The organism is Piscicoccus intestinalis NBRC 104926, from assembly GCF_001515525.1.
Taxonomy (GTDB): domain Bacteria; phylum Actinomycetota; class Actinomycetes; order Actinomycetales; family Dermatophilaceae; genus Kineosphaera; species Kineosphaera intestinalis.
In genome coordinates, this window is record NZ_BCNQ01000065.1 from 1 (window position 1) to 26,691 (window position 26,691).

At 72.0% G+C, this 26,691-nt stretch carries 27 protein-coding genes; 14 read left to right on the forward strand and 13 right to left on the reverse strand.

What is annotated here, in order from left to right:
* On the reverse strand, positions 1 to 651 hold a 651-nt coding region (locus tag PINTE_RS11570), incomplete at its 3' end, for a polysaccharide pyruvyl transferase family protein (protein WP_157087205.1).
* Positions 652 to 839: 188 nt separating this feature from the next.
* On the opposite strand from PINTE_RS11570, the gene PINTE_RS11575 reads away from it, so the two are divergent.
* The gene (locus tag PINTE_RS11575) at positions 840 to 1,097 is read left to right on the forward strand and encodes a F0F1 ATP synthase subunit epsilon (protein ID WP_068430497.1); all 258 of its coding nucleotides are present in this window, start codon (positions 840 to 842) and stop codon (positions 1,095 to 1,097) included.
* 30 nt (positions 1,098 to 1,127) lie between these two features.
* Positions 1,128 to 1,595, forward strand: coding sequence for a DUF2550 family protein (locus tag PINTE_RS11580; protein ID WP_068430500.1), 468 nt, complete (start codon positions 1,128 to 1,130; stop codon positions 1,593 to 1,595).
* A 6-nt stretch (positions 1,596 to 1,601) separates the two neighbouring features.
* On the opposite strand, the gene PINTE_RS11585 is transcribed toward PINTE_RS11580, so the two are convergent.
* A complete protein-coding gene (locus PINTE_RS11585; RefSeq protein WP_068430503.1) occupies positions 1,602 to 2,285 on the reverse strand; it encodes a cob(I)yrinic acid a,c-diamide adenosyltransferase in 684 nt (227 codons plus the stop codon).
* Between the two features lie 180 nt (positions 2,286 to 2,465).
* Between PINTE_RS11585 and PINTE_RS11590 the strand changes: the two genes are divergently transcribed.
* Positions 2,466 to 4,571: an ethylmalonyl-CoA mutase gene (locus PINTE_RS11590; protein ID WP_084343505.1), complete on the forward strand. Its 2,106-nt coding sequence runs from the start codon at positions 2,466 to 2,468 to the stop codon at positions 4,569 to 4,571.
* Entirely contained in the window at positions 4,568 to 4,942 is a 375-nt protein-coding gene (locus tag PINTE_RS11595; protein ID WP_068430506.1) for a hypothetical protein, read from the forward strand. Before PINTE_RS11590 ends, PINTE_RS11595 begins: the two co-directional genes overlap by 4 nt.
* 54 nt (positions 4,943 to 4,996) lie before the next feature.
* Here the strand turns inward: PINTE_RS11595 and PINTE_RS11600 are convergent, their stop codons facing one another.
* A complete protein-coding gene (locus PINTE_RS11600) occupies positions 4,997 to 6,538 on the reverse strand; it encodes a gamma-glutamyltransferase (RefSeq protein ID WP_068430509.1) in 1,542 nt (513 codons plus the stop codon).
* Between the two features lie 470 nt (positions 6,539 to 7,008).
* A complete protein-coding gene (gene nucS / locus PINTE_RS11605) occupies positions 7,009 to 7,740 on the reverse strand; it encodes an endonuclease NucS (RefSeq protein WP_068430512.1) in 732 nt (243 codons plus the stop codon).
* A 44-nt stretch (positions 7,741 to 7,784) separates the two neighbouring features.
* Here nucS and PINTE_RS11610 point away from each other — a divergent pair, with 44 nt between their 5' ends.
* Complete coding sequence (locus PINTE_RS11610; RefSeq protein WP_068430515.1) at positions 7,785 to 9,566, forward strand: 3-hydroxyacyl-CoA dehydrogenase family protein; 1,782 nt, start codon at positions 7,785 to 7,787, stop codon at positions 9,564 to 9,566.
* A gap of 71 nt (positions 9,567 to 9,637) precedes the next feature.
* Here the strand turns inward: PINTE_RS11610 and PINTE_RS11615 are convergent, their stop codons facing one another.
* On the reverse strand, positions 9,638 to 11,842 hold the full coding sequence (locus PINTE_RS11615; RefSeq protein ID WP_068430517.1) for a hypothetical protein: 2,205 nt from the start codon (positions 11,840 to 11,842) through the stop codon (positions 9,638 to 9,640).
* A gap of 281 nt (positions 11,843 to 12,123) precedes the next feature.
* Here PINTE_RS11615 and PINTE_RS11620 point away from each other — a divergent pair, with 281 nt between their 5' ends.
* The gene (locus PINTE_RS11620) at positions 12,124 to 12,423 is read left to right on the forward strand and encodes an Rv1322 family protein (RefSeq protein WP_068430520.1); all 300 of its coding nucleotides are present in this window, start codon (positions 12,124 to 12,126) and stop codon (positions 12,421 to 12,423) included.
* 89 nt (positions 12,424 to 12,512) lie between these two features.
* On the opposite strand, the gene ccrA is transcribed toward PINTE_RS11620, so the two are convergent.
* Both ccrA and mce read right to left on the reverse strand, forming a co-directional pair.
* Positions 12,513 to 13,853: a crotonyl-CoA carboxylase/reductase gene (ccrA, locus tag PINTE_RS11625; protein WP_068430524.1), complete on the reverse strand. Its 1,341-nt coding sequence runs from the start codon at positions 13,851 to 13,853 to the stop codon at positions 12,513 to 12,515.
* Between the two features lie 235 nt (positions 13,854 to 14,088).
* Positions 14,089 to 14,523, reverse strand: coding sequence for a methylmalonyl-CoA epimerase (mce, locus tag PINTE_RS11630; RefSeq protein ID WP_068430527.1), 435 nt, complete (start codon positions 14,521 to 14,523; stop codon positions 14,089 to 14,091).
* 228 nt (positions 14,524 to 14,751) lie between these two features.
* On the opposite strand from mce, the gene meaB reads away from it, so the two are divergent.
* Together meaB and PINTE_RS11640 are read left to right on the forward strand one after the other, a co-directional pair.
* Positions 14,752 to 15,714: a methylmalonyl Co-A mutase-associated GTPase MeaB gene (meaB, locus tag PINTE_RS11635; protein ID WP_068430529.1), complete on the forward strand. Its 963-nt coding sequence runs from the start codon at positions 14,752 to 14,754 to the stop codon at positions 15,712 to 15,714.
* 77 nt (positions 15,715 to 15,791) lie between these two features.
* Entirely contained in the window at positions 15,792 to 16,103 is a 312-nt protein-coding gene (locus PINTE_RS11640) for a thiamine-binding protein (RefSeq protein WP_068430532.1), read from the forward strand.
* Here PINTE_RS11640 and PINTE_RS11645 read toward each other — a convergent pair.
* Positions 16,094 to 16,501 carry a hypothetical protein gene (locus PINTE_RS11645; RefSeq protein ID WP_068430534.1) on the reverse strand — a complete coding sequence of 136 codons (408 nt, stop codon included), beginning with the start codon at positions 16,499 to 16,501 and terminating at the stop codon, positions 16,094 to 16,096. The genes PINTE_RS11640 and PINTE_RS11645 overlap by 10 nt on opposite strands.
* 163 nt (positions 16,502 to 16,664) lie before the next feature.
* On the opposite strand from PINTE_RS11645, the gene PINTE_RS11650 reads away from it, so the two are divergent.
* Positions 16,665 to 17,174 (forward strand): MarR family winged helix-turn-helix transcriptional regulator, encoded by a 510-nt coding sequence (locus PINTE_RS11650; protein ID WP_157087206.1) that lies wholly within the window; start codon positions 16,665 to 16,667, stop codon positions 17,172 to 17,174.
* A gap of 29 nt (positions 17,175 to 17,203) precedes the next feature.
* On the opposite strand, the gene PINTE_RS11655 is transcribed toward PINTE_RS11650, so the two are convergent.
* Entirely contained in the window at positions 17,204 to 17,746 is a 543-nt protein-coding gene (locus tag PINTE_RS11655; RefSeq protein WP_068430540.1) for a hypothetical protein, read from the reverse strand.
* 266 nt (positions 17,747 to 18,012) lie between these two features.
* Between PINTE_RS11655 and PINTE_RS11660 the strand changes: the two genes are divergently transcribed.
* Entirely contained in the window at positions 18,013 to 19,794 is a 1,782-nt protein-coding gene (locus PINTE_RS11660; protein ID WP_157087207.1) for an HNH endonuclease signature motif containing protein, read from the forward strand.
* Between the two features lie 63 nt (positions 19,795 to 19,857).
* Here PINTE_RS11660 and PINTE_RS11665 read toward each other — a convergent pair whose 3' ends face one another.
* A complete protein-coding gene (locus PINTE_RS11665) occupies positions 19,858 to 20,421 on the reverse strand; it encodes a TetR/AcrR family transcriptional regulator (protein WP_068430547.1) in 564 nt (187 codons plus the stop codon).
* Positions 20,422 to 20,494: 73 nt separating this feature from the next.
* Here PINTE_RS11665 and PINTE_RS11670 point away from each other — a divergent pair, with 73 nt between their 5' ends.
* The 4 genes from PINTE_RS11670 to PINTE_RS11685 all read left to right on the forward strand — a co-directional run bounded on the left by PINTE_RS11670 (position 20,495) and on the right by PINTE_RS11685 (position 24,827).
* Entirely contained in the window at positions 20,495 to 21,577 is a 1,083-nt protein-coding gene (locus PINTE_RS11670) for a DUF2705 family protein (RefSeq protein ID WP_068430550.1), read from the forward strand.
* 83 nt (positions 21,578 to 21,660) lie between these two features.
* Positions 21,661 to 23,484, forward strand: a complete 1,824-nt coding sequence (gene icmA, locus PINTE_RS11675; protein ID WP_084343506.1) for a coenzyme B12-dependent isobutyryl-CoA mutase large subunit — start codon at positions 21,661 to 21,663, stop codon at positions 23,482 to 23,484.
* A 105-nt stretch (positions 23,485 to 23,589) separates the two neighbouring features.
* Positions 23,590 to 24,519 (forward strand): tetratricopeptide repeat protein, encoded by a 930-nt coding sequence (locus PINTE_RS11680; RefSeq protein WP_068430553.1) that lies wholly within the window; start codon positions 23,590 to 23,592, stop codon positions 24,517 to 24,519.
* A 77-nt stretch (positions 24,520 to 24,596) separates the two neighbouring features.
* A complete protein-coding gene (locus PINTE_RS11685) occupies positions 24,597 to 24,827 on the forward strand; it encodes a hypothetical protein (protein ID WP_068430555.1) in 231 nt (76 codons plus the stop codon).
* Positions 24,828 to 24,867: 40 nt separating this feature from the next.
* Here the strand turns inward: PINTE_RS11685 and PINTE_RS11690 are convergent, their stop codons facing one another.
* The 3 genes from PINTE_RS11690 to PINTE_RS23240 form a co-directional block, all read right to left on the reverse strand.
* On the reverse strand, positions 24,868 to 25,716 hold the full coding sequence (locus tag PINTE_RS11690) for a maleylpyruvate isomerase N-terminal domain-containing protein (RefSeq protein WP_068430558.1): 849 nt from the start codon (positions 25,714 to 25,716) through the stop codon (positions 24,868 to 24,870).
* Between the two features lie 9 nt (positions 25,717 to 25,725).
* Positions 25,726 to 26,310 (reverse strand): phosphotransferase, encoded by a 585-nt coding sequence (locus tag PINTE_RS23915; RefSeq protein WP_157087208.1) that lies wholly within the window; start codon positions 26,308 to 26,310, stop codon positions 25,726 to 25,728.
* Positions 26,311 to 26,469: 159 nt separating this feature from the next.
* The coding region (locus PINTE_RS23240) for a hypothetical protein (protein WP_217996573.1) at positions 26,470 to 26,691 on the reverse strand (222 nt) is incomplete at its 5' end.

A 26,691-nucleotide genomic window follows, 5' to 3' on the forward strand; every position in this document is an offset into this window, starting at 1 on the left:
GACCCGCCAGGCCCGCAGCGTGCCGCCGCGTCGGGCCGCGAGCCGGTGGTAGCCCAGCGCCACCGAGCGCTCGAGCTCGCGGCGGCGGGGGAGACGCCCGGGCCGGATCGAGCTGAGCCCGGTCGAGGGAAGCCCGGTCGAGGGGAGCCCGATCGGCCGGAGGCGGGTCGCGCGCGACCCCGGCGCGGCGAGCAGCGGACGCGGATCGACGTGCAGCGCCAGGTCGTGGTCGAGGAGCACGCGGCAGCGCAGGTCCAGGGAGCGGGCGTAGGCGAGGCTGTAGCGCTCGCGCACGAAGAGCACGTCGCGGGGCCGCAGCCGGCGCAGCGCGTCGGCGTTGCCCGACAGCGACTGCGGCAGCAGCACGAGCGACGCGTCGAGTCGCGTCAGGGCCGTCAGGGCGGGGGCGCCGAAGTCCCAGTGCGAGGTGAGCCAGCCGCCTCCGGCGAGGATGAGCACGTCGTCGGCGGTCGGCCCCACAGCATCGAGAGCGCCCCCGGGAAGCTCGGTGAACGGCACGTCGAGGCGCTCGGCGAGGTGATAGAAGCCCGCCGCGATGAGCGCGTCGCCCGCATTGCCGGGGCTGGGGCGGTAGTACCGGCGGCCGGGGCCGCTCCGCAGCTCGCCCAACAACTCGCTGACACTGCTCACGGCGGCACCCTCCGGGGGTCGACGACGGCTCCGACTCCTCCATGGTGTGGGGAAGAGCACTGTGCGCCAAGCGGACTCGCGTAGAGACGGCGGACACACAGGCAGCCTGACGAGCGGGGCAGGGCGGGACGGTCCGGTTCGCTAGACTCGACCCACATTCCGCGCACCGCCCACCGACGGAGGACCCCGTGGCCGAACTGCAAGTCGAACTCGTCGCCGCCAACGGCAAGCTGTGGGAGGGCGAAGCGAGTCAGGTCAGCGCACGAGGCGTCGAAGGTGACCTCGGGGTGTTGCCGGGGCACGTGCCGATGCTGACGGCGCTCGCTGCGGGCGACGTGCGCATCGAGAGCGGCTCGGGCGAGAAGACGGTCACCGTCGACGGCGGATTCCTGTCGGTCGACGAAGACCGCGTGACGATCGTCGTCGAGAACGCCCAGCAGGCCTGAGTCAGCACGTTCGCGGCCGGGGCAACGAGCATGGGAGACGCCGTCGACGAGGTGCTCCTCACGAGCGAGATCGTCCTCGGCACGCTCATCCTGCTGCTCGCGGCCTTCCTCGTCATCACCCTCATCCGACGGCGCCTCATCGCGGGGACGGGCGTCGTCACGCTGTGCGCGCTGCGCGCGCGCGACACCCGCTGGCGAAGCGGGCTGTTGAAGATGACCGCCGAGCACCTGCAGTGGTATCCGCTGTTCGGCGTCACCCCGCGTCCGCGGCACGTCTGGGAGCGCGCCGACATCGAGGTCGAGGGCTCCGGAACTGCCGAGTCCGCCGACGCCCGTAGCGCGGTCGTCGGCATGGTCGCCCCCGTGCAGGTCTCGTTCAGCACCGACGGCGGCCGGCGCGCCTCGCGCTTCCAGCTCGTGCTCTCCTCGGGTGCCTACACCGCGCTGCGCGCATGGCTCGAGGCCGCGCCGCCCACCGACCGCCGCTTCGAGGTCTGAAACTCCCTACGCGTCCTTCGACGTGTCGCCGCCGGCGGTGTCGTCGCCCGAGGCCTCGCCGCCGGACGCGGCAGCCTGCGGCTCGCGGCCCCCGCCGGGCTGCCAGAGCACGTCGCCGCCGGCGTCGAGGTTGGCGACGCGGGCGAGGATGAACAGCAGGTCCGAGAGCCGGTTGAGATACGTCGCGGTGAGCGGGTTGACGCCCCCCGGCGGGGTCGCGCCCTTCTCCGCGGGCTCGGTGCCGTACGTCTCGATCGCGCCCCAGGTGGAGCGCTCGGCACGGCGGGTGATCGTCGTGGCGAGGTGCAGGTAGGCCGAGCCCGGGCTGCCTCCGGGGAGGATGAACGAGCGCAGCTTCTCCAGCCGCTCGTTGTAGGTGTCGCAGTCGGCCTCGAGTTCGTCGATCCAGCGCTGCTGCACGCGCAGCGGCGGGTACTCGTAGCTCGGCGCGAGCGGGTTGCACAGGTCGGCGCCGACGTCGAAGAGGTCGTTCTGCACCCGCGTCAGCGTCGCCACGACGTCGGGCGGCAGGCTTCCGCAGGCGATCGCGATGCCGAGAGCCGCGTTGGCCTCGTTGGCGTCGGCGTAGGCGGCCAGGCGCGGGTCGGTCTTGTGGGTACGGGAGAAATCGCCCAGGTGCGTCTGCCCGCCGTCTCCGGTGCGTGTGTAGATCCGCGTGAGATTGACCATGCCCCCGATCGTGCCAGGCCACCGCCCCCCACTCGGCCGAAGGCTGCCCTATCGGTCGAGGGCTAGGGTTCCGGCACGAGCCCTCGACCGAAAGGGCAGCCTTCGGCCAGGTGTGTGCGCGGGTGTGGGGTTGTCGCGAAGGGGACGCGGGCGAGCAGTGCGCGGGATACCGTGCATTCCATGGGTGAGCGCACGAAGCCGTGGGTCATGCGAACGTACGCCGGGCACTCCAGTGCCGCGGCGAGCAACGAGTTGTACCGGCGAAACCTGGCCAAAGGTCAGACCGGCCTGTCGGTGGCCTTCGACCTGCCGACGCAGACCGGATACGACCCCGACGACGAGCTCGCCAAGGGCGAGGTCGGCAAGGTGGGCGTGCCGATCAGCCACATCGGCGACATGCGAGCCCTCTTCGAGGGCATCCCGCTGGCCCAGATGAACACGTCGATGACGATCAACGCGCCCGCGATGTGGCTGCTCGCGCTCTACGAGACCGTGGCCCGCGAGCAGGCCGCCGCCGGCGACGTCGAGGGGCTGAGCACCGACGCGAAGGGTCAGGACGACGCCGTGCGCGCGCTGGCCGGCACGACCCAGAACGACATCATCAAGGAGTACCTCTCGCGCGGCACCCACGTGTTCCCGCCCGCGCCGAGCCTGCGGCTGACCGCCGACACCATCGCGTACACGCTCACCGCGATGCCGAAGTGGAACCCCGTCAACATCTGCAGCTACCACCTGCAGGAGGCGGGCGCCACGCCCACCCAGGAGGTCGCCTTCGCGATGGCCACGGCCATCCAGGTGCTCGACACCGTGCGCGAGCGCGGCGAGGTGCCGCAGGAGAAGTTCGGCGACATGGTCGCCCGCATCAGCTTCTTCGTCAACGCCGGCGTGCGCTTCGTCGAGGAGATGTGCAAGATGCGCGCGTTCGTGCAGCTGTGGGACGAGATCACCCGCGAGCGCTACGGCGTGCAGGACCCCAAGCACCGCCGCTTCCGCTACGGCGTGCAGGTCAACTCCCTCGGCCTGACCGAGGCCCAGCCGGAGAACAACATCCAGCGCATCGTGCTCGAGATGCTCGGCGTCACCCTCAGCAAGGACGCCCGCGCCCGCGCCGTGCAGCTGCCCGCGTGGAACGAGGCGCTCGGCCTGCCGCGCCCCTGGGACCAGCAGTGGAGCCTGCGCATGCAGCAGGTGCTCGCCTACGAGTCCGACCTGCTGGAGTACGACGACCTGTTCACCGGCTCCGTCGTCGTGGGCCAGAAAGTCGACGAGATCGTTTCCGGCGCTAAAGAACTCATGGCCAAGATCGAAGACCTCGGCGGGGCCGTCGTCGCCGTCGAGTCGGGCTTCCTCAAGGGCGAGCTCGTCGCGAGCCACGCCCGGCGGCGTCGCCGCATCGAGTCCGGCGAGGAGATCGTCGTCGGCGTCAACAAGTTCACGAGCACCGAGCCCAGCCCGCTGATCGAAGACCTCGACACCGCGATCCACCGCGTCGACCCCGGCGTCGAGGCCGCTGCCAAGGCGGCCGTGCAGGCCTGGCGCGAGCGGCGCGACGCCGACCCGGCCGCCAAACAGGAGGTCGCCGACGCCCTCGCCCAGCTCAGCGCCGACGCCGCCGACGACTCCGTCAACCTCATGGAGGCCACGCTGCGCTGCGCCCGCGCCGGCGTGACGACCGGCGAATGGGCCGGCGCGCTGCGCGAGGTGTTCGGCGAGTACCGCGCCCCCACCGGCGTCTCCGGCGCCGTAAGCAGCGCCGACGGTGCGCGGCCCGACTCCGGCGAGCAGGAGTCCGACTCCGTGCGCCGCACCCGCGAGGTGCGTCAGGCCGTCGCGGAGACGGGCGAGGCGCTCGGCGGGCGGCTGCGGCTGCTCGTCGGCAAGCCGGGCCTCGACGGGCACAGCAACGGCGCCGAGCAGGTCGCCGTGCGCGCCCGCGACGTCGGCTTCGAGGTCGTCTACCAGGGCATCCGGCTCACGCCGCGGGAGATCGTGGCGGCGGCCGTCGCCGAGGACGTGCACTGCGTCGGCATCTCGGTGCTCTCCGGCTCCCACATGGAGCTCGTGCCGGACATCCTCGACGGACTGCGTGAGGCCGGAGCCGGTGACGTGCCGGTGATCGTCGGCGGCATCATCCCCTCGGCCGACGCGGCGCGCCTGCGCGAACTGGGGGTCGCCGCGGTGTTCACGCCGAAGGACCACGACCTCACCGACGCGATGGGCATGATCGTCGACGTCGTCCGCCGCGCGAACGGCCTGGCGCCGTTGCGAGAGCTGCAGCCCGCGTGAGCGATCTGCAGTGCCCGGTGACGTTCTACGTGCGCAGCCCACGGACCGCCGGCGCCGACGACGAGGCCGATGAGCGGCTGCCCGTCGCCGATGACGAGGTGCGGATCGCGCTCGTCTACGCGGCGCCGACCCGGGCCCTGGCCGCCGAGCGGCTCGCCGAGTCCCTGGGATGCGCCGTGCGGGTAGAGGATTCGCTGGACGACGAGGTGCTGCCGGCGCTGCACGAACTCGCCGACCTGCACCGCGGCGAGAGCGTCGTCGTGCTGCCCGCGGCCGAGGTGCCGACCCGCTCGGCGTTCCCGTGGGTGCGGGTGCGCATCGACGGCGATGGCACGAGCATCGCGCCGCTCACCGACGGCCAGCCTGGCTGACGTCGAGCCGACCGACCGACGTCCAGCCCGGCTGACGTCAGCGGCCGACCGACGTCAGCCGACCCCGGTCGCCGCCTCGCGGCGCGGGTCGCCGGCGGCCTCGAGCCCGTCGTTGGCGTCGAGCATCGCCGCGCCGACCCCGCCGAAGTACATCGCGACGCCCGGGTACTGCACGTGCGGCAGCCCGGTCGCGGCGACGGCGTCGGCCAGCGGCTGCTCGTCCTCGAACTCCAGCCGCTCGCTGCCGTCGTCGAGCACCGAGACGTGCACCCGGGGCTGGTCGATCGCGCGTTGCAGCGGGTGCCGGTCGAGGCAGACGCCGCCGAGCACCTGGAACAGCGCGGTCGTGATCCGGTCGGCGCCGGGGCTGCCGACGGCGAGCACCGAGCCGTCGGAACGGCGCCCGGTCGTCGGGGCCATGTTGCTCGCGAGCCGGGTGCCGGGGGCCAGAGCGTGCAGGCCACGGCGGTTCAGCTCGGGTTCCCCGAGGGCGTTGTTGAGCACGAGACCGGTCTGCGGCGTGGTGATGCCGGAGCCGTACCCGGCGGAGGTCGTGATCGCGCAGGCCAGCCCGTCGGCGTCGACGACCGAGACGTGGATCGTCTCCGGCGAGGCACACACCGCCTCCAGGCCGGCGGGGCCGAGTCGCTCGAGCAGCTCGATGAGTTCGCGCCCGGCGACCTCGAGGTCGTCGGCGCGGTCGATCGCCCGGTGGCGGTAACCGAGCACGAGCCGCTCGATGTCGATGACGTCGCCGGCGTGCGTGACGCCGTGCCGCACGCGCCGTTCGGAGAGCAGCCGCAGCATCGTCGTCAGCACCGGGCCGCCGATCGACGGGGCGGGATTGACCCCGATGTCCCAGCCGCCGAGCCGGCTGCGCAGCGCCGGGCGGGTCGTCGTGCGGTACGCGGCGAGGTCCTCGCGGCTGAGCAGACCGTCGTGCGCCGTCATGTCGGCCGCGATTGCCTCGCCGAGCTCGCCGCCGTAGAGCACGCCGACGTCGCGGCCGATCGCCTCCATGGAGTCGGCGAGGTCGGGAGAGCGCATGATCTGGCCGGAGGCAGGCAGACCGCCTCCCTGGTAGAGGAACTCGCGTGACTGGGGGTCGCGGGCGAAGAGCGCGACGGCCCCGACGAGGTAGTCGGCGGCGGCCGATCCGAGCCGGTAGCCGTCGCGCGCGACGTGCGCGGCCGGGGCGACGAGCTCGCGCCACGGCGCCCGGCCGAAGCGCTCGTTGGCTTCGTGCGCGGCGGCGAACATGCCCGGGGTGGCGACGGAGCCGTGCCCGGCGTGCACGGTGAGGCCGCCGTAGAAGTCGATGTGGATCGGCTCCACGCCCCGCCCGAAGGCCTCCGGCGGCCGCCCGCGGCCGGGCATCTCGACGTTGCCGTCGATGACCAGCGGGTCGTCGTCGCGACCCCACACGTTGATGAACGCACCGCTCATCGGGCTGACGACCCCCGGCTGGGTGACGGTGCACGTGATGATGGCGGCGATCGCCGCGTCGACCGCGTTGCCGCCCGCACCCGCGACCTGCAAGGCCGCCTCGACGCCGTAGGCATCGGGGGCGGCGACGGCGACGCGAGGGGTGGACACGACGGCCTCCTGGGGGAATCGACAGACGGAGCCGGGGCGCGCGGCGGCCCGGCGCGAGAAGTCTTCCAGAGCCGAGCCCGTCCGCGCCGCCCCACCCGCGCCCACTTCTCCTGCCCCCTTCCCACGTCCCCGTGCCCCTTGCCACGTCCCCGTGCCCCTCGCCACGTCCCCGTCCCCCTCGCCACGTCCCCGTCCTCCTCGCTCAAGACTGCGGGTCGTGGTGAGAACTGCTGTCCGTGCCGCAGTTGCGACCGTGACACGCAGTTCTCAGCGAGGGGGTTGCGGGTCAGGGGAGCTCGGGTCTGGGGGGGGGGGGGCGTTCCGGGGACGTTGGGGGCGTTCCGGGGGGTTGGGGGCGTTCCGGGGGCGTTGAGCGGCGTTCTCGGAGGCGGTCGGCGTGTCCGGGCCAGGGGTGCCGCCCTCGGGACGTTGGGGAGCGTTTGGGGGCGTCAGGGGCCGTTCTGGGGGCGTCAGAAGAGGCGCTGGAGGGGGTCGTCGGCGCCGCGGAGGGCGTCGTAGTCCAGCGTGAGGCAGCGGATGCCGCGGTCGGCGGCCAGGGTGCGCGCCTGCGGCTTGATCTCCTGCGCGGCGAAGACGCCGCGCACCGGTCCGCCGGTCGTCAGGTGCGGGTCGCGGTTGAGCAGCTCGAGATAGCGCGTGAGCTGCTCGACGCCGTCGATCTCGCCGCGCCGCTTGATCTCCACCGCCACGTGCACGCCGTCGGCGTCGCGGCACAGGATGTCGACGGGGCCGATCGCCGTCATGTACTCGCGGCGCACGAGGCTGTACCCGGCTCCCAGCGTCGTGATGTGCTCGGCGAGCAGCGCCTGCAGGTGCGCCTCGACGCCGTCCTTGACCAGGCCCGGGTCGACGCCGAGGTCGTGGCTCGTGTCGTGCAACACCTCGTGGATGCGGATGCGCAGCTGGTCGGTCTGCTTGGCACTCGCCTTGGCGCCGCGTCCTGTGCCGGCCTGCACGACCCACACGGCGGTCGTGCCGTCGGCGGCCTCGACCTCGCTGGGCTCCTCGACGGTGAGGCGGCACGGCGGAGACATCCAGTTCAGCGGCTTGTACGAGCCCCCGTCGCTGTGCACCAACACCGAGCCGTCGGCCTTGACGAGCAACAGGCGGGTGGCCAGGGGCAGATGGGCGGTGAGCCGGCCGAGATAGTCGACGCTGCACGTGGCGATGACGAGACGCACCCGCTCACAGTAAACGCCGGGCGATCCTGGCAGACTCGTGCCCCATGGCACGCGAGATCGAACGGGTGGCCGTCATCGGCCTGGGAACCATGGGCGCCGGCATCGTCGAGGTGTTCGCCCGGCACGGGTTGACGGTCGTCGGCATCGACGCCTCGCCGGAGGCGGTCGAGCGCGGCCGCGGGTTTCTCGAGTCGTCGACCCAGCGGGCGGCCGACCGCGGCAAGATGAGCGCCCAGGAGCGCGACGCGCTGCTGGGGCGAGTGAGCTTCAGCGCCGAGATCTCCGCGGTCGGTGACGTCGACCTCGTCGTCGAGGCCGTTCCCGAGCGCATCGAACTCAAGCGCGACATCTTCGCCCAGCTCGACGCCTACGCCCGTCCCGACGCGATCCTTGCGACGAACACCTCGAGCCTGTCGGTGACCGACATCGCGACGTCGACGCACGACCCGACGCGCGTCGTCGGCATGCACTTCTTCAACCCGGCGACCGTGCAGAAGCTCGTCGAGGTCATCCGCACGGTCATCACCCGCGACGACGTCGTGGAGGCCGTCACCGAGCTGGCCCGGCGCCTGGGCAAGCTACCGGTGGCCGTCGGCGACCGCGCCGGCTTCATCGCCAACGCGCTGCTGCTCGGTTACCTCAACCACGCGGTCTCGATGTACGAGAACAAGTACGCCAGCCGCGAGGACATCGACGCGGCGATGACCGCGGGCTGCGGCTACCCGATGGGCCCGCTGGCGCTGCTCGACCTCATCGGCCTGGACACCTCCTACGCGGTGCTCGACACGATGTACAAGGAGGGCCGCGACCGCCTGCATGCGCCGAGCCCGCTGCTCAAGCAGATGATCACCGCGGGCATGCTCGGCCGCAAGACCGGTCGCGGCTTCTACACCTACGAGAAGCCCGGCTCCGGCAAGGTCGTGCCCGACGACCACACGCCCGAGCCGGCGTCGAACACCGCCGACGGCGCGTCCATCGAGCGGGTCGGGGTGGTCGGAGCCGGGGAGATGGCGGTCGGCATCGCGCAGGTGCTCGCGGAGGCGGGGTTGCGGGTCCGCCTCGTGGCGCGCACCGAGCAGCGCCGGGCCGACGCTGAGAACGACCTCGCCAAGGGCCTGCACAAGGGGGTGCAGCGGGGGCGGCTGGAGCCGTCGGCCCGCGACGAGATCCTCGCTCGGGTCACGACGAGCGCTCGGCTCGACCACCTCGCCGACTGCCAGGTGGTCATCGAGGCCATCGCCGAAGACCTCGTCGCCAAGCAGGCGATGTTCGAGAACCTCGACGAGGTGTGCAGCCCCGGCACGGTGCTCGCGACGACCACCGCCTCCCTGCCGGTCGTGCAGTGTGCGGCGGCCACGAAGCGCCCGCAGGACGTCGTCGGGATGCACTTCTTCGCTCCGCCGCAGGACGTGGACCTCGTGGAGGTCGTGTCGACCGTCTCCACCGCCCCGCGCACGACGGCGACGGCGGTCGAGCTGTGCGAGCGCATCGGCAAGCGGGCGGTGCGCACCGCCGACCGCTCCGGCTTCGTCGTCAACACCCTGCTGTTTCCCTACCTCAACGACGCGGTCAAGATGCTGGAGACCAACTACGCCACCGCCACCGACATCGACGCCGCGATGAAGTTCGGCTGCGGGCTGCCGCAGGGGCCGTTCGAGGTGCTCGACTCGGTGGGGCTCGACGTGGCGTTGGGGGTGCAGCGGCAGCTCTACCTGGAGTTCCGCGAGCGGAGCCTGAGCCCTGCCCCGCTCCTGGAGCACCTCGTGCGCGCCGGGTACGTCGGGCGCAAGAGCGGGCGCGGCTTCCACACCTACCAGGACGCGTAACCGGCCCGGCCACGCACGACGCGGGCGCGGTCGGCTCGGCCCGCCCCCAGCCCGCCTCGGCCCGTGCCGGCCTACGAGGAGCCGGTCGCTCCCGTCGAGGCTGTGCCGCCCGTGCCGCCCGTGCCGGGCGAGGGGGTGGTCGGCGGCAGCTGCGGCGTGAGATCGCGCATGGTCCCGGCGATCGTGTCGGCGCCCGACTTCACGCGCTCGGTGAACGCGACCCGCTGCCACGTGGGCCAGGACAGCGTGAACGTGATCGGGCTGCCCGGGGTGCTCGATTCGATGGTCACGTTCGTCGCCCGCATCGGCGTCAGCGACGGCCGGAAGGTCGTCGGCACGAGGATCTGACGCTCGGAGGGGTCGGCCATCGCGAGCATCGACCACGGCACCCGGAACCGCAGGATCGCCGGGTCGTCCGACGAGGCGCGCGCGAGGTGCCAGGTGGCCAGGGTGTTGTAGTCGTCGGCCTGGTCGTCCCACCACGAGCCGAGCTGCAGGGTGCCGATGTCGAGGAAGCTCGGTGACACCGGGGTCGTCGTGCCCGGCAGGAGGTAGCTGCGGTTGAGCACGAGCTGTTCGGTGTTCCAGCCGCCGCGCGCCGGCGAGGGCCACCAGCCGCGGGGCAGCCCGTCGAGCCGGATCGGGTCGAGACCGGAGCGGATGAACACGACGGTGGTGCTCATCGTCGGCACCATGCGGATCGCGACGTCGAAGTCGGGTTCGCCGCTGCCTCCGGGAAAGCGCAGTCCGGCGCCGGCGAGCAGGTCGAAGCCGATCTCGACGGGCGAGGTCACCCGGCCCTGGAAGTACAGGGTGAGGTAGGCCCACGTGGCGTCGTTGTCGAAGGTCACGCGCGACAGGAAGTCCTGCGGGGCGTCGTGCACGACGCGCTCGCCCATCCGCACCGGGTCGTGGGCGATGAGTCCGGACCACTGGTCCGCCGTGAGCGGATCGTGGAAGAGCGGGCGGCGGGCCGAGGACACCAGCGCGTACCGCTCGGCGGTGTTCCACGTCGACGCCGCCCAGTTGTCGTGCCAGCCGGCGAGCGTGGCGCCGGTGAGTCCGAGCGAGGCGTACATCGACAACATCTCCGAGTTGATGCGCATCATCTCGGGCTCGCTGTGGTGGCCCTGGTTGCGGCCGTTGACGCCGTTCCCGCCCGAGCCGAGGGCGCTCGCGACGCCGAACGACGTGATGAACAGCGGCAGCCCGTCGAAGGTGTTCTTGAGCTGCTCGAGGTAGGCGCGGTACGGGTCGTCGCCCTGGAGCCCCGGCTCGTGGAAGAGGAAGAGGTGCGCGAACGGCTGCACCTCGTAGGCGGCGAACCGCCCGCCCGGCCAGGCCGCGGTGGTCACGACGTGCCGCGCGTCGAGCGCGACGAGATCGGCCTGCCGGTCCGGCTCCTGCGGGTGCTCGAGCGGATCGACCTCGGGGCCGGCGGCGAGCGCGAGCGGCACGCTCATGCCGCGCTCGGCGAGATCGGCGGCGAGCTCCTCGAGGCGGGCCGCGCACCACCGCTCCGAGGGCGTCGCGTCGGTCGAGGAGGTCACGAACCGCCCGCGGACCGCGGGGGCCTTCGCGTTGGCGGCGTCGGTGCTCTGCAGCTGGGCGGGCAGCCAGCGGTTGCCGACGACGAAGGCGATGGTCCACGCGGAGACGTCGGCGGTCCAGGAGCCGGTGACGGCGGCGCTCCCGGCGCGTCGCGAGAGGTCGCCGTGCACGGCGGCGGACGCGGCGAGCAGTTCGGTGCGGGCGGTGCGGGTCACCGACTCGGCGTACAGCCCGGCGGTCGACAACGCGTCGGTGCCGATGATCTCCACGCCCTGGATGAGGTAGATCGGCTTCGTCGGGTGCGCCTCGTTGTAGCGCAGCAGCTCCTCGTAGAACACGGCCGCGTGCAGCCCGGGCAGGCGCACGACGCGGATGTTGAGCTGGGCCATCATCGGCAGCCAGCGGCGGTAGTCCGCGCGGGTGGCCGACCGGGCTCCGGCGATGTGGCCGGGGGTGTTGGCATCGAGGGTGACGCCGGCCCAGAACGTCACGTCGCCACCCTCGGTGTGCAGCACGAGGCGGTCGTTGACCTGGCGCGCCACGCAGGCCAGCCCCGTCAGCCGCTGCGGCCGCGGAGCCCACGAGTCGCGGACCGTGGCCTGCGTGGACGTCGTCGCCGCGGGCGTCGGAGCCGGGCTGCCGGTGGCCGTCACGACCTGCTCGGGCTCGGCGTCGTTCGAACACGCCGCCAGGGCCGCTCCCGCTCCGGCCGCGCCGAGTGCCATCGCCGACCCGTGAAGGAAGCGCCTCCGACTCAGCGGGGGAGGCGGGTTGGTCACGTCGTGCTCCTGGGATCGGTCTCGGGTCGGTGTCGCGCGCGTCTCGGCATAGTCTGACCGCTGGTCGGCGGCCGGTCGAACCGACAGGCCACGGGGCGGGGGCCAAGGGCCGCCGCCCCGATTGCGCACCCGCGTGCGGGCGCGTGGCGCGGCGATCGGATGCGTCCGCTGCCCGCGGACCGGGGCCGCGGCGAGACCATTGCCTTCCAACCTGGAAGAATACCGCCATGCCGCGATCCAACCGGCGCCGGCGTGAGGCGACCTCGCTCAGCATCGACCGCGCGCTGGGTGGCATGACGCGCACCGAGAGCCACCCTGACGGCGAGTGGGCGGTGCGGCGCGTCAAGGGGTCGGTGGCTCCGCGCAGCTACCTGTGCCCCGGCTGCCAGCAGGTCTTCGACGGCACCCGCCCGCACATCGTCGCGTGGCCCACCGACGGCCTCGGATCGGTGGCGGATCGGCGGCATTGGCACACCACGTGTTGGCAGGCTCGCAATCGACGCCGCCCCGGCGGGGCGTTTCGCTGAACCGGTGGGGCGTTGCCCTGAGCCTGCTCGGCATTGCGCTGAGGCGGGCCGCCCGTGCTCGCGGGCGGCCCGGCTCCTGGCGGTGAACCTCAGATGTTGCGGAACCGGTTGATGGACGGCAGCAACTCCTCGCGCATCTCGGGGTTGGTGACGCCCAGCCCCTCCTCGGGTGCGAGGCACAGCACGCCGACCTTGCCCTGGTGGGCGTTCTTGTGCACGTCGAGGGCGGCCTGACCGGTCTCCTCCAGCGGGTAGGCCTTGCTCAGCGTCGGGTGGATGAGCCCGCGCTTGATGAGGCTGTTGGCCTCCCACGCCTCGCGGTAGTTGGCGAAGTGCGAGCTGATGATCCGCTTGAGGTTCATCCACAGGTAGCGGTTGTCGTACTCGTGCATGTAGCCCGACGTCGAGGCGCAGGTGGTGATGATGCCGCCCTTGCGGGTGACGAAGACCGACGCGCCGAACGTCTCCCGGCCGGGGTGCTCGAACACGATGTCGATGTCGGAGCCGCCGGTGAGCTTGCGGATGTCGGCGCCGAACCGCCTCCACTCCTTGGGGTTCTGCTTGGTGTTCTCCTCGTTCCAGAAGTGGTAGCCGCCCTCGCGCCGGTCGAGCACGAGCTCGGCGCCCATCTTGCGGCAGATCTCGGCCTTCTCCGGGCTGGAGACGACGCAGATCGGGGTGCCGCCGCCGGCCAGGCACATCTGGGTGGCGTACGAGCCGAGGCCGCCGGAGGCGCCCCAGATGAGCACGCGGTCACCGAGCTTCATGCCCGCGCCGTTCTTGGAGATCAGCTGCCGGTAGGCGGTGGAGTTGACGAGACCGGGGCAGGCCGCCTCCTCCCACGTCAGGTGCGCGGGCTTGGGCATGAGCTGGTTGGCCTTGACGATCGCCAGCTCGGCGAGGCCGCCGAAGTTCGTCTCGAAGCCCCAGATGCGTTGCTCGGGGTCGAGCATCGTGTCGGAGTGGCCGTCGTGGTGCTCGAGCTCGACCGACAGGCAGTGCGCGACGCACTCCTGACCGGGCTGCCACAGGTGCACGCCGGGGCCGGTGCGCAGCACGACGCCGGACAGGTCCGAACCGACGATGTGATACGGCAGGTCGTGCCGCTTGGCCCACGGCGACAGCTTGGCGTAGCGCTCGAGGAAGCCGAAGGTCGGCACGGGCTCGAAGATCGAGGTCCACACCGTGTTGTAGTTGACCGCGCTGGCCATGACGGCGACGAGCGCCTCGCCCGGGCCGAGCTCGGGGATCGGCACGTCGTCCAGGTGCAGGCTCTCCTGCGGGTTCTTGTCGCGGCTGGCGCGGTCGGCGAACATGTCGACCTCGTCCTTGTGCACCGTGATCGCGCGGAAGGTCTCCGGTAGCTGAAGACTGCCGAACGCCTCGGCCGTTCGTTCCCCGGACATGATTGCGTCGCGGATCTCCTGCACGCTGGCCTCCTCGCCATGGCGATCAGCGGTGCGCTGATCGGCTGTTGGAACCTTGCCGCGCCCCACGCTCCGGCTGTCCGGACCACATGGCGCTTGGCGCCGAGGATATCGAGCGGCGCGTGGCCTGGCCGCCGGTTCCCGGCATCCGGGGACAACGTCGGGTACAACGTCCGGCGCAACGACATCCGGCCCGAGCCCCCACGGGGCCCGGGCCGGAGCCGGTTGGGTCGGCGCGTCAGTGGGAGGTGCCGGGCTCGACGAGCTCGACGAGCACGCCACCGGCGTCCTTGGGGTGAACGAAGTTGATCCGGCTGCCGGCCGTGCCGATCTTCGGCTCGGGGTACAGCAGCCGCAGGCCACGCTCCTTGAGCTTGGCGCACACGTCGTCGATGTCCTTGACGCGGTAGGCCATCTGCTGGATGCCGGGGCCGGACTTGTCGAGGAACTTCGCGATCGTGCTCTTCTCGTTCAGCGGCGCCAGCAGCTGGATGCAGGAGGTCGAGTCGCCGACCTCCATCATCGCCTCGGCGACGCCCTGCTCCTCGTTCTCTTCGCGATGCGCCATGCGCATCCCGTACTTCTCCTCGTAGAACGCAATGGCCTCGTCGAGGTCGCGAACCGCGATGCCGACGTGGTCGATGTGGGTGAACAGGCCGGAATTCTCGCTCATGTGACCCACCCTAGGGGCACTGCGGCGGGTGCGGTCGGGACTTGCGTCGTCTCTTCGGCGCATCGCCGCGCACGGGCCACGCCGCAGCGGGGCATCGCGGTAGCCTCGGCTGCGAGGAACGAAGGGGTGCATCGATGACCGCGCAGTTCGATCGCAGCGTCGTCGCGCCTGCCCCGCCGCGTCGCCCCGGCCGACGCGCCGCTCGGTTCGACTCCCGAAAGGTTGACCATGGCACGACGTGATGTCGACGTACCCACCCTCGTCGAGGCGGCCCGAGGCGGGTCGCCGCGGGCGGTGGCCCGGCTCGTCTCCCTCGTGGAGGACGCGAGCCCGAAGCTGCGCGAGATCATGGTCGCCCTGGCTCCGCACGCGGGCCGAGCGCACGTGCTCGGCATCACCGGCAGCCCCGGGGTCGGCAAGTCGACGTCGACGAACGCGCTGGTGCGGGCCTTCCGCGCGCAGGGCAAGCGGGTCGGTGTGTTGGCGGTCGACCCGTCGTCGCCGTTCTCCGGCGGCGCGCTGCTCGGCGACCGCGTGCGCATGCAGGACCACGCGCTCGACCCCGAGGTCTACATCCGCTCGATGGCCAGCCGCGGTCACCTCGGCGGACTGTCGTGGTCGACGCCGCAGGCCATCCGGGTGCTCGACGCCGCCGGGTGCGACGTCATCCTCGTCGAGACGGTCGGCGTCGGGCAGAGCGAGGTCGAGATCGTCGGGCTGGCCGACACGACGATCGTGCTGCTGGCTCCGGGCATGGGCGACGGCATCCAGGCCGCCAAGGCGGGAATCCTCGAGATCGGCGACGTCTTCGTCGTCAACAAGGCCGACCGCGACGGCGCCGACGCGACCGTGCGCGACATCCGGCACATGATCAGCCTCGGAGACCGCACCGAGCCCGGCCTATGGCGTCCGCCGGTCATCAAGACCGTGGCCTCGGCCGACACCGGCGTCGACGAGGTTGTCGAGGGCATCGACAAGCACGTCGCGTGGATGGAGGCCCACGGCGAACTGCAGCGCCGCCGCAACAAGCGCGCCGCCGACGAGATCGAGGCCATCGTGCTCGCCCAGCTGCGGGCGCGGATGGGCGACCTGCGCGGCTCGCACGGCATCGACGAACTCGCCGCCCGCGTCGTCGCCGGCGAGTCCGACCCCTACACCGCCGCCGACAAGGTGCTCGGCGACATCGCCTGACGCGCTTTCCCTTGCTCTGCTGTTCGGGTGCCCGGTCTGCGCGGCGGGCGTGGGCCGGCCGCTTCTAGGCTGGGCGCATGCTCGTCGCCTTCTCCGTCGCCCCGTCGGTGGCCGCCGACGACACCGGCTCCGTGCACGAGGCGGTCGCCGATGCCATCGAGATCGTGCGCGCCAGCGGTCTGCCGAACTCCACCGACGCCATGTTCACCACTCTCGAGGGGGAGTGGGACGAGTGCATGGCCGTCATCAAGCGCTGCTGCGAGGCGCTGCAGGCGCATTCGCCGCGGGTCTCGCTCGTGCTCAAGGCCGACATCCGCCCCGGCCACACCGGTGAGCTCGCCGGCAAGGTCGAGCGCATCGAGACCGAACTGGCGCGGCGTCAGGGCTGACCCGGCTCCTCGTCCTGGGTGCGTGAGAACACGAGCAGCGGCGTGTCGTCGGTGATGAACCGGCTCCAGGGCACCTGTGCGACGTACGCGCGGTGGGCGTGCTCGCGGGCCTGACCGGTGGTGACGACGCCGACGACCGGAGTCCGGGTGCCGCGCACGTCGAGGCTGGCCCGCACCGGCGTGCGGAAGGCCCGCCACCACCTCTTGCTGTCGCTGTACATCACCGCGACCACCCAGCCCTCGGGATGGGTGACGGCGTGCAGCGGCACGCTGACCTGGCGGCCGGCGCGTGGCGCCCAGTAGTGCAGGATCACCGTGTTGCGGCCGAAGATCGGTCGCAGCGGCGAGTCGATGAGCCGGAATTGCAGCTGTGTGACCGCGGTTCGTAACCGTCCCACCGTTCCCCCTCATGGCGCGGGCTCGGGCCCGTTCGGCTCCAAGGTACGCGGTCGGGTCGCGCGCGTCCGATCGTGGTGCCGCAGCCGGTCCGGGCTCGTCGTCGGGCCCGGCGTGCGGGTCGTCGGCGCTGGGCGGGGCGTCGATACCCCTACGCTGAGCTGCGTGGTTGCTCCGATGTCCTTCGACCCGATCCGGCGCGCGGCCGACCTGTGGGAGCGACGCTGGGGCCGGCGGTCGGCCCCGCAGGCGATGGCCTCGGCCACCTCGGTCATGCGCGTGCAGCAGCTGCTGCTCGCGCAGTTCGACGCGGCGCTGGCCGACCTCGGCCTGACGTTCGCCCGGTTCGAGGCCCTCGTGCTGCTGACGTTCAGCCGCGAGGGCCGGCTACCGATGCGGGTCGTCGGCGAACGGCTCATGATCCACGCGACGAGCGCGACCCACATCGTCCAGCGCCTCGAGGCCCAGGGCCTCGTGCAACGCGTGCCCAACCCCGACGACGGCCGCGGCACCCTGGCCGTCATCACCCCCGCCGGACGCGACCTCGCCGACCGCGGCATGCGCGAACTCGTCGACCGCGGCTTCGGCCTCGACGCCCTCACCGACGACGAGCGCGTCGAGCTGTTCCGGCTCCTGGAGAAGGTGCGCCGCGGCCACGGCGACCTCGCCGACTGAACGCGACCTCGCCGGCTGAACGCGTCGCGTCAGCCTCGGTGCGTCGACAGGTCGCGTCCCACGAGCAGGCACCACGCGATGAGCAGCGGTGCCGTCGGAGCCAGCGCGACCGGCGGAACCCACGGGCTCACGAAGGTGTAACCGGCCAACCACAGCCCGGTGACGAGCCCGACCCAGCGCAACGCCCCGCCCCGCGGCCACGATCCGCCGATGAGCCAGGCCGCCGCGCCGAGATGGCCGATGAACCGCACACCGAGGAACATCGTCGGCTGGGCGCCGGAGCCGGCGAGCAGACTGCTGCACAGGTCGAGAACCAGCCACCACAGGCCGCCGAGGCGCGCAAGGATGGTCGCCGGCCAGGCCGGCAGCACCCAGCACAGCAACAGCACGTGGGGGATCGCGGCCAGGAGCGCCCCGAGCGGGGTGCCGTCGGCGAGCGCCGACCCCGCGCCCGTCTGCGGGCCCAGCACGAATCGGGACAGTCCCAGCGCGAATCCGGCGGCGGCGGCGTAGGCGGCGATCGCCGGTGCGGTGCTTCGGGCTCGCGGGGCGGCGGTCGATGAGTGCGGCACCTGGACAGTAAAGCCGACCGAGCGGGCGCGGTGCTTCCTTGCTCTCGCTCGAATCGCGGTCATTATTCGGTCCGCATTCCGAGAATCCTGGGGAAATGCAGTCTTCGGTGGGACCGAAGAAAATTCGTCGGGCGTGTCGTGGATAACTCCTGTGGATGAGTTTTCGGTTATCCACAGATTCAAAATCTTATCTAGATTGACTCTGGAAAATCGACTAGAGTGGAACACCTGATCGAGTCTCGCAGCGATTATGAAAGGGGGCCGTCATGTCGATCGAAACGCCCTCCGATCCAGCGGATTCGGCGAACCCTGAGACCATTTCTGAGCCGATCTCTGGGGCGATTCCTCGGTCCGGCGAATTCGCCGATGAGTCGACGTGTGTTCTGTGGGAGGAGTTGCGTGAGTTGGCGCGGTCGGGGGAGGCGATCCACGTGAAGGCCGCCCAGGTCGCCGGTGCGTTGGCCCGAGCCCAGGCGGCCCAGGACCTGGCGCGTCAGAACGACCTGATCGCCCGCGGGCGGCTCGCGCCCCGGCACCGCAAGAGCGCCGCCGACCTGCTGGCCGAGGCCAGCGCCTGCGTGCAAGACACCGCCATCGCGACCCTGGGCGGACCGGTCGGGCTCTGGGCCGGGCGGATCGCAGTAGGGGTGGCCCCCGACTCCATCGCCGCGCCCGTACGGGAGGCGGTGGACGCGGGGGCGATCACCTTCGCCCAGGGCGCCGCGCTGGTCCACGACATCGACACCCCCGAGGTCGACCCGGACGCCGGGCAGAAGGTGTGCGACGCCGTCCTGGCGTATGCGGCCGCGAAATCCGCCGCGACCGGGGCGCCGGTCGGGCAGGGCGTGTTCTGCCCCAAGAAGCGCCGCGAGATGGTCCGCCACGTCAGCACCCCACGCCGCCGGGCCCGCGCGATCGCCGACCGCGCCGCCTGGGTCAGCCCCGGCGACGACGGCATCGCCTCCATCGGCGTCACCGGCGCCGACGCCCGCTGCCTGGGCGCCTACCGGCGCGTCGACGCCATCGCCCGCACCCTCCGCGCCCAGGGCGACGGGCGCACGCTGACCCAACTGCGCTCCGACGTCGCGGTGGACCTGCTGCTGTACGGACAACCGAGCCCGGACGCCCCCACCAGCGTCGACCACCCCGGGGTCGGCGGCTGGCCTGCAGCGGTCGTCACCGTCGTCGTCTCCGCCGCCTCACTCCAGGGCCTGAACGACGAACCCGGCCTCGTCGAGGGCCACCCCGTCGCCGCCGACACCGTCCGCGACGTCGCATTCGCGGCCGGGTCGACGTGGCGACGGCTCGTGGCCGAACCCCTCACCGGCTACGCCATGGCCGACGTCAGCCCCTCCTACAAGCCCCCACCGCGGATGGCCCGCGCCGTCCGCGACCGCGACGGGATCTGCCGCGCGCCCGGCTGCCACATCCCCGCCGCCCGCTGCCAACTCGACCACGTCATCGAAGTCCGCGACGGCGGCACCACCCGCGCCGACACCCTCGCCGACGAATGCGAACCCCACCACACCAAGAAAACCCGCCGCCACTGGGCCGCCCACATCACCCCCGACGGCGTCATCGAATGGCACCTACCCGACGGCAAGATCTACTCGACCTTCCCGATGGACTACCGCGAACTCGGCCTCGACCCCGACCAACCCGACAAGACCGAGGACGCCGTCGAGCCCAACGAAGTCAGCGAGCCCGGTGAGCCCGGTGAGCCCGGTGAGCACGCGAGCCCCGCGGATGACGCGGGTAAGGCGAACGACACAGGCCACGCGAACGGCACGGGCGGCGCAAGCGGTCACGGTCTAGGCGACGCGAACGGTCAAGGCGACGCCGGCGACCCGCAGCGCCAGACCCGGCGACGGCGGACACGCGACCGCGTGCTCATCGACCGCGCCGACCTCGAAGCCCTCGACACCGACGCCCTCGCCCACCAACGCGAACTCGACGGCATCCGCGCCCTCCTCGCCGACGAAGAAACCGCCCACGCCCACACCCGCGCCACCCTCGAAGCCCTCCGCGCCGAACACCCACCGTTCTAGGAGTTCAAGCCCGGGGACGTTGAGTGATTCGGCCCCGACATGCTGATCAACCCGACGTACTGATCAAACTGTGAGTTTCTGAGCCCCCCGAGCCACGACGTCGCTGACCGGTGTCTCAGGGGCCATGGGAATGGTAATGGCATCGAGCACCGCGCCGTTCACCAGATGGTGAAGCCACAGCACCTCGTCGCGCCCGCCGGAGAGGCCGCGGCGCTGATGGAAAGCTACGTCCGCCTCGAAGCCCTCTCGCAGCACGGGTGCCAGTGCCGCGCGAACGTCGTCCGACCGGGCGGCCTCTAGGCGCAACTCGATCAAAGCCGCGGCCACGTACCGATGTTGGAGGAGGCGCTCAGTGACGTAGCTAACATAGGCGGCCGGCGCCTCGTCGATCGGCAGTTCAGCGAGTTGCTCGATCCTGGTCTGATCCGGCGCGAGCAGGTCGAACACCTTCTGTGCCATGGCGAGCAGGAGCTCAGCCCGGGAAGGGAAGTAGTTCGCACAGGTACCCGGGGGGAGTTGGGCTCTGGCGTCCACGGCGCGGTGGGTCAGGGCACGCGCCCCCTCGTCGCCCAGGATTTTGAGGGCTGCCTGGGCAAGTTTCGCGCGTCGTTCGGGATTGGCGACCACGACACAAACTTATGGCAATCAGCACGGGTGTTGTGGTTGGGTACCTACAACAGCCGTTGTGATTGGAGCTCTCATGAGGAAGATCGTCTACTACATCGCCACCAGCGTCGACGGCTACATCGCCGACTCCACCGGTGACACCTCCGCCTTCCCAGTCAACCGCGAGACGCTTGACGAACTGTTCTCCCGCTACCCCGAGACATGCCCCCAGCACCTTCGTGATCCCCTGGGAGTGACCGGGGCGCCTCGCCGCTTCGACACGGTGGTCCTGGGGCGCAGTACCCACGCGCCCGCCCTGGAGGCGGGACTCACCAGTGCCTACCCACATCTGCGCCAACTGGTGGTGACCCGTCGCGACCTCCCTGAGGATCCGACCGTGGAAGTGCTCGCGGGCGATCTTCCTGCTGAGGTATCCCGCCTCAAGGAAGAGGAAGGCGATGACATCTGGCTCTGCGGAGGCGGAGACGTCGCAGGCCAGCTCCACGGCCCCGCGTTCTTCACCCAGATCACGTCCAACGGCATGTTCGTCGCGCTCACCGCGCTCACCGTGCAGATGCCGCTGTTCCTGCCGCTGGCCGTGGCCGCGCTCTCCGGCGACGCGATCGCCGGCGAGGCCGGCGGCGGCACCCTGCGCTACGTGCTCACCGTGCCCGTCGGCCGCACGAAACTGCTGCTCACCAAGTACCTCGCGGCGCTGCTGGGGCTGCTGCTCGGGGTGGCCGTCATCGCCGTCGTCGGGGTGGTCGTCGGCGCCCTGCTCTTCGGAGTCGGTCCGGTGCCGACCCTGTCCGGCACCGAACTCGGCTACGCCGAGGGCCTGGGCCGCGTCGCGCTCGCGGCCGGCTACGCCACGGCGGCGCTGGCCGCGGTGCTGGCCCTCGGGCTGTTGATCTCCACGCTCACCGAGCAGCCGATCGCGGCGATGATCGCGGTCGTCGTCGTGACGATGACCATGCAGATCCTCACCGGCCTGGGCCAGCTCGCCTGGCTGCACCCCTACCTGCTCGTCTCGCACTGGACCGCCTTCGCCGACCTGTTCCGCGACCCCGTCTTCACCGACGCCATGCAACGCGGGCTGCTCGTCTTCGCCTGCTACGTGCTCGGCGGCCTCGCGCTGGCGATCTGGAATTTCCGCCGTAAGGACCTGACCTGCTGAGATCGGGCGCCCGCGACGGTCCGGCCCGGCTCGTTGCCGCCGACGACTTCATATTTACTAGGATGTCCTAGTAAATTGGGGGCATGACGATCATCGAGGATCAGCACGGGCAGGCCGGTCGCACGGCGAATCCGGCGGGCGACGCCGCCTCGAGCACCCCCTCGCCGGGGCGTGCGCGCTGGCAGGAGCGGTTCGACGCGGCGCAGGCCAAGGGCCAGGTGCGCGACGCCGACTTCACGACCCTTTCGGGCATGGACGTGGAGCCGGTCTACGGGCCGAGCGCGGCGGCGGAGGCCGCCGACGAGCGCATGGAGCGCATCGGCTGGCCGGGGGAGTTTCCGTTCACCCGCGGCCTGCACGCCACCGGCTACCGCGGCCGCCCGTGGACGATCCGGCAGTTCGCCGGCTTCGGCAACGCCCGGCAGACCAACGAGCGCTACAAGATGATCCTGGGCCGCGGCGGCGGCGGCCTGTCCGTCGCGTTCGACATGCCGACGCTCATGGGCCGCGACTCCGACGACCCGATGAGCCTGGGCGAGGTGGGGCACTGCGGGGTGGCGGTCGACACCGTCTCCGACATGGACATCCTGTTCTCCGACATCCCGCTCGGCGACGTGACCACCTCGATGACGATCAGCGGCCCCGCCGTGCCGATCTTCTGCATGTACCTCGTCGCCGCCGAGCGCCAGGGCGTCGACCCCGGCGTGCTCAACGGCACCCTGCAGACCGACATCTTCAAGGAGTACATCGCGCAGAAGGAGTGGCTGTTCGAGCCGCAGCCGCACCTGCGCCTCATCGGTGACCTCATGGAGTACTGCGCGTCGAACATCCCCGCGTACAAGCCGCTCTCGGTCTCCGGCTATCACATCCGGGAGGCGGGCTCGACCGCCGCGCAGGAGCTCGCCTTCACCCTCGCCGACGGTTTCGGCTACGTCGAGCTCGGCCTCTCCCGTGGCCTCGACGTCAACACACTCGCGCCCGGGTTGAGCTTCTTCTTCGACTCCCACGTCGACTTCTTCGAGGAGATCGCGAAGTTCCGTGCGGCCCGGCGGATCTGGGCGCGGTGGATGCGCGACGTCTACGGCGCGACGAGCGAGAAGGCGCAGTGGCTGCGGTTCCACACCCAGACCGCCGGGGTCTCCCTGACCGCCCAGCAGCCGTTGAACAACGTCGTGCGCACCGCCACCGAGGCGCTCGCCGCGGTGCTCGGCGGCACGAACTCCCTGCACACCAACGCCCTCGACGAGACCCTCGCGCTGCCCACCGAGCAGTCCGCCGAGGTCGCGCTGCGCACCCAGCAGGTGCTCATGGAGGAGACCGGCGTGTGCAACGTCGCCGACCCGCTCGGCGGCAGCTGGTACGTCGAGGCCCTCACCGACCGCATCGAGGCCGAGGCCAACCGCATCTTCGACCGCATCCTCGCGATGGGCGGCAGCGACCACAGCACCGCCGACCTCGGCGCCCTCGCGCAGACCGTCCGCGAGAACGTCGGTCAGCAGGGCGGGCAGTGGCCGATGACCGCCGGCATCCTGCGAGGCATCGAGGACGGCTGGTTCATGTCCGAGATCGCCGACGCCGCCTTCCACTACCAGCTCGCGCTGGAGCAGGGCGACAAGAAGGTCGTCGGCGTCAACTGCCTCACCGAGTCGGTGAGCAGCGAACTCGACATCCTGCGCGTCAGCCACGAGGTCGAGCGCGAGCAGGTGCGTGAGCTGTCGGAGCGCAAGGCCGGGCGCGACGCGGAGGCGGCCCGCGCGGCCGTCGAGGAGATGGTCGCCGTGAGCCGCACCGAGGAGAACATGATCCCGGCGATGCTGGCGGCGGTGCGGGCCGAGGCGACCCTCGGCGAGATCTGCGACGCCCTGCGCGTCGAATGGGGCGCCTACCGCGAGCCGGCCCGGTTCTGAGACGAGGCGGTTCTGAGACGAGACGGTTCTCAGACGAGTCGGCGGCCCCGGCAGCCGCCGGGGCTGGCCCTCGACGTGTCGGCGGCGTCGGACACAATAGGTGCCATGTCGGATCAGCCAATGATGCCTCGTGCCGCGATGCGCGGCGCCGTCGACCTCTCCGGCCTCGGCCAGACGCCGAGCGCCCCGCCGGCCGGCGGCGGTGCGGGCGCCGGCGCTGCGGGCGTGCGTATGGACGCCACGGAGGCCAACTTCCAGGACGCCGTCATGTCCACCCGCGAGGTCGCCGCCCTCGTCGTGCTGTGGTCGGCCGGGCACCCGGAGACCGAACAGGCCGTCACCAACGCGGTGACGATCGCGTCGCAGCAGGACGGCCGGCTGCGGGTCATCGCCGTGGACGTGCAGGCCAACCCGCAGGTCGCCGCCGCCTTCCAGGCCCAGCAGATCCCGATGACGCTCGGGCTCATCGGCGGCCAGCCGGTGCCGCTGTTCGCCGGCGTGCAGCCTGCCGACCAGCTCGCGCCGGTCGTCGCCGAGCTGCTCAAGGTCGCCTCGCAGAACGGCGTGACCGGCCGTATCCCCGGCGCCGGCGGGTCCGAGCAGGAGCCGGCCGAGCCGCCGGTCGACCCGCGCTTCGAGGCCGCCTTCGACGCGGTCGAGGCCGGCGACTACGACACCGCGATCGGCGCCTACGAGCAGGTGCTCAAGGAGAGCCCCGCCGATGAGGAGGCCAAGGCCGGGCTCGCGCAGGTCAAGCTGCTCAAGCGCGTCTCGGCCGCCGACATGGGGCAGGCTCGCGAGGCCGCCGCCGCGAACCCGAGCGACGTCGACGCCCAGCTGCTGGCGGCCGACTTCGATCTCGTCGGCGGGCACGTCGAGGACGCGTTCTCCCGGCTCGTCGACCTCGTGCGGCGCACCGCCGACGACGAGCGCAACGCGGTTCGCACACACTTGTTGGAGCTCTTCGAGATCGTCGGGCCCAAGGACGAGCGGGTCGTCAAGGCGCGCCGGGCCCTCATGAGCGCCCTGTTCTGACCCCGGGCGCCCCTGGGCGTCGGGGTGTCCCGACCGCTGCCGTTGCCTACCCCCGGGTAGCTCCGTACCGTCGCCGCATGATGTTCAACGCGCCAGCCCGGCCCGCGGGGGTCGATGCCTCCGCGTACCTGCTTCCGGCCGACGGTGCCGTCGCCGCCGAGCGCCGCACGCACCCGCGGCACACCGAGCCGTTCGGCCTGTCGATGCCGTCGCGCCTCGCCGACCTGCCCGACGAGGTCGCGGGCAGCGTCGCCGACGCCTGCGACGACAACTTCGGGATCGCGGGGGAGGCCCACCGGGGGCGGTGACGACCCACCCGCGGCAGCGGGCGGCGGGTGAAGCCTGCGCTCAGCGGAGGGCAGGCAGCGGCAGCGCCAGCACGCCCTCGATCTCGGCGACGAGCGGCAGGTCGCCGGCGCGGTGCGGCTCGCTCATCACCGGGCGGTGCCACAGCCGGCAGTAGAGATCCTCGGCGGTCGCCGAGAGAATCCCCACCGGGCGCACCGTGCCGTCGACCGGGTCGTCGCCCGCGACGTAGATCGCCGGGTCGGCGCGCTGCTCGCCGCGCTCGTCGGTGCCGAGGAGCTGCGCCAGCGTCACCAGCCACGTGGAGCCGGTGTCGGTCGCGACCACTCGCACCGTGCGGCCCGCCTCCGGTCGCAGCGTCGCCCACGTCGGCCGCCGCCCGCGCAGCACCCGCAACGCCTCATCGACGCCGTCGGCGGCCAGGGCGTCGTCGATCGGCGAACGCAGGGTGCCGTCCGGGGCGGCGGTCAGTTCCGCGTCGAGGCGGTGCAGACAGGCGTCGTGCGCCGACCGCCGGGTCACGAAGCCGACGGTCCGCGGCGCCGACCACGCCCAGCGCGGCTCGTGCGCGGGGGCGGCGGCGAGCGCCTGGGCCAGCCGGTCGGTCTCCGTGCGGACGGCGTCGAGCAGGTCGTCTCGGGAGGTGGGGCGCGGCGTCGGCGCGATCGCGTCCGCCCCCTGCGGGGTCGTCACCGCGTCGGCCACCACCTGCCGCCAGCGCGATTGGGTGTCGAGCACGTGGGCGAGCAGGTCGTCGGCGGTCCAGCCGGGGCAGGTCGGCACAGCCGCGCGCGGGTCGGTCTGCGCGAGCACCTCGACGAGGCGGTGCGAGTCGGCGTTCAGGTGCCGCAGGTACGTCGCGTCGTCCAACCGGGTCGTGTCGGCAAGCATCGGTTCACTCTAGGACTGATCGGTGGACCGCCCGGGCCGGCCGGAATGGTCGGGCTGCTGGGGCTCATTCGGCTCGGTCGACTCTGACCCCTCGGTCGGCTCGGTCGGTTCGGTCGGTTCGGTCGGCTCGGTCGTGTCGATGCGGGCCTCGTCGAGGCGGTCGAGGATCTCGGTGACGGTGACCTCGGGCGACACCCCGGCGGTGCGCAGCCACAGCCCGACGCGCGGGGTGCGGGCCAGCGCGGGGCCCGCCGCGCCGAGCACGACGACGTGCAGCGGTGCGGGCGAGACGAAGTCGACGAAGTCGGCGAACAGGTCGCCGAGCACGGTGTCGCTGATGATCGCGTCGAAACCGGCCTGCTGGTAGGTCTCGGCGACGGCGATCGCGGCGCTCCAGCGCAGGTAGAGCTGTTCAAGTCCGTCGCGTGACAGCGGCGGCCCGGGCGGCGCCGCCCCGGAGACGACCAGGCCCGCGATCACGTCGCCGTCGATGTGCACGGCCCGCGGCAGGGCGCGGGCGAGTCCGTGGGCGATGGTGGTCTGCGTCGCGTCCCGCTCGCCGGTGACGAGCACGAGGCGGCCCGATGGGGTCATGCCGCCAGGGTAGGCGGCCCGGTCGCGGCACACCCGGCGAGGGCCGGTCGGGGCCGGTCAGGGGCCGAGCGGGGCGACGGCCCGCCGGGACAGTACGGGGCTGTGCGGGGCTGGGCGGGGCTGTGCGGGGCTGTGCGGGTCAGTGCTGGTCAGCGCAGGTCAGTGCGGCAGCCCGACGCGGGCGGTGGCGTGCCGCCCGTGGTGCCGCCCCCGGGGCGCTCGCCGGTCGAGGCAGGTGGCGGCGGTGGAGCCGGGTGCGGCGGCGTGGGTCGCGTACCGGCCGGTCATCGCCAGGCCGACGAGCACCCAGGCGAGCAGCGCGATGCGGGAGGTGTTCGCGGGGTCGTCGGCCAGGCTCGCGGCGGCGAAGGCGGCCAGTCC

What these genes read in the sequence shown, in the direction of transcription:
- PINTE_RS11690 (WP_068430558.1), bottom strand. Translation starts at nt 25,716, where the DNA reads ATGCTTGCCGACACGACCCGGTTGGACGACGCGACGTACCTGCGGCAC.
- PINTE_RS23915 (WP_157087208.1), bottom strand. Translation starts at nt 26,310, where the DNA reads ATGACCCCATCGGGCCGCCTCGTGCTCGTCACCGGCGAGCGGGACGCG.
- PINTE_RS11670 (WP_068430550.1), top strand. Translation starts at nt 20,495, where the DNA reads ATGAGGAAGATCGTCTACTACATCGCCACCAGCGTCGACGGCTACATC.
- PINTE_RS11620 (WP_068430520.1), top strand. Translation starts at nt 12,124, where the DNA reads ATGCCGCGATCCAACCGGCGCCGGCGTGAGGCGACCTCGCTCAGCATC.
- PINTE_RS11680 (WP_068430553.1), top strand. Translation starts at nt 23,590, where the DNA reads ATGTCGGATCAGCCAATGATGCCTCGTGCCGCGATGCGCGGCGCCGTC.
- PINTE_RS11610 (WP_068430515.1), top strand. Translation starts at nt 7,785, where the DNA reads ATGGCACGCGAGATCGAACGGGTGGCCGTCATCGGCCTGGGAACCATG.
- PINTE_RS11585 (WP_068430503.1), bottom strand. Translation starts at nt 2,285, where the DNA reads ATGGTCAATCTCACGCGGATCTACACACGCACCGGAGACGGCGGGCAG.
- PINTE_RS11615 (WP_068430517.1), bottom strand. Translation starts at nt 11,842, where the DNA reads ATGGCACTCGGCGCGGCCGGAGCGGGAGCGGCCCTGGCGGCGTGTTCG.
- PINTE_RS11590 (WP_084343505.1), top strand. Translation starts at nt 2,466, where the DNA reads ATGGGTGAGCGCACGAAGCCGTGGGTCATGCGAACGTACGCCGGGCAC.
- icmA (WP_084343506.1), top strand. Translation starts at nt 21,661, where the DNA reads ATGACGATCATCGAGGATCAGCACGGGCAGGCCGGTCGCACGGCGAAT.
- PINTE_RS11580 (WP_068430500.1), top strand. Translation starts at nt 1,128, where the DNA reads ATGGGAGACGCCGTCGACGAGGTGCTCCTCACGAGCGAGATCGTCCTC.
- mce (WP_068430527.1), bottom strand. Translation starts at nt 14,523, where the DNA reads ATGAGCGAGAATTCCGGCCTGTTCACCCACATCGACCACGTCGGCATC.
- PINTE_RS11640 (WP_068430532.1), top strand. Translation starts at nt 15,792, where the DNA reads ATGCTCGTCGCCTTCTCCGTCGCCCCGTCGGTGGCCGCCGACGACACC.
- PINTE_RS11685 (WP_068430555.1), top strand. Translation starts at nt 24,597, where the DNA reads ATGATGTTCAACGCGCCAGCCCGGCCCGCGGGGGTCGATGCCTCCGCG.
- PINTE_RS11660 (WP_157087207.1), top strand. Translation starts at nt 18,013, where the DNA reads ATGTCGATCGAAACGCCCTCCGATCCAGCGGATTCGGCGAACCCTGAG.
- meaB (WP_068430529.1), top strand. Translation starts at nt 14,752, where the DNA reads ATGGCACGACGTGATGTCGACGTACCCACCCTCGTCGAGGCGGCCCGA.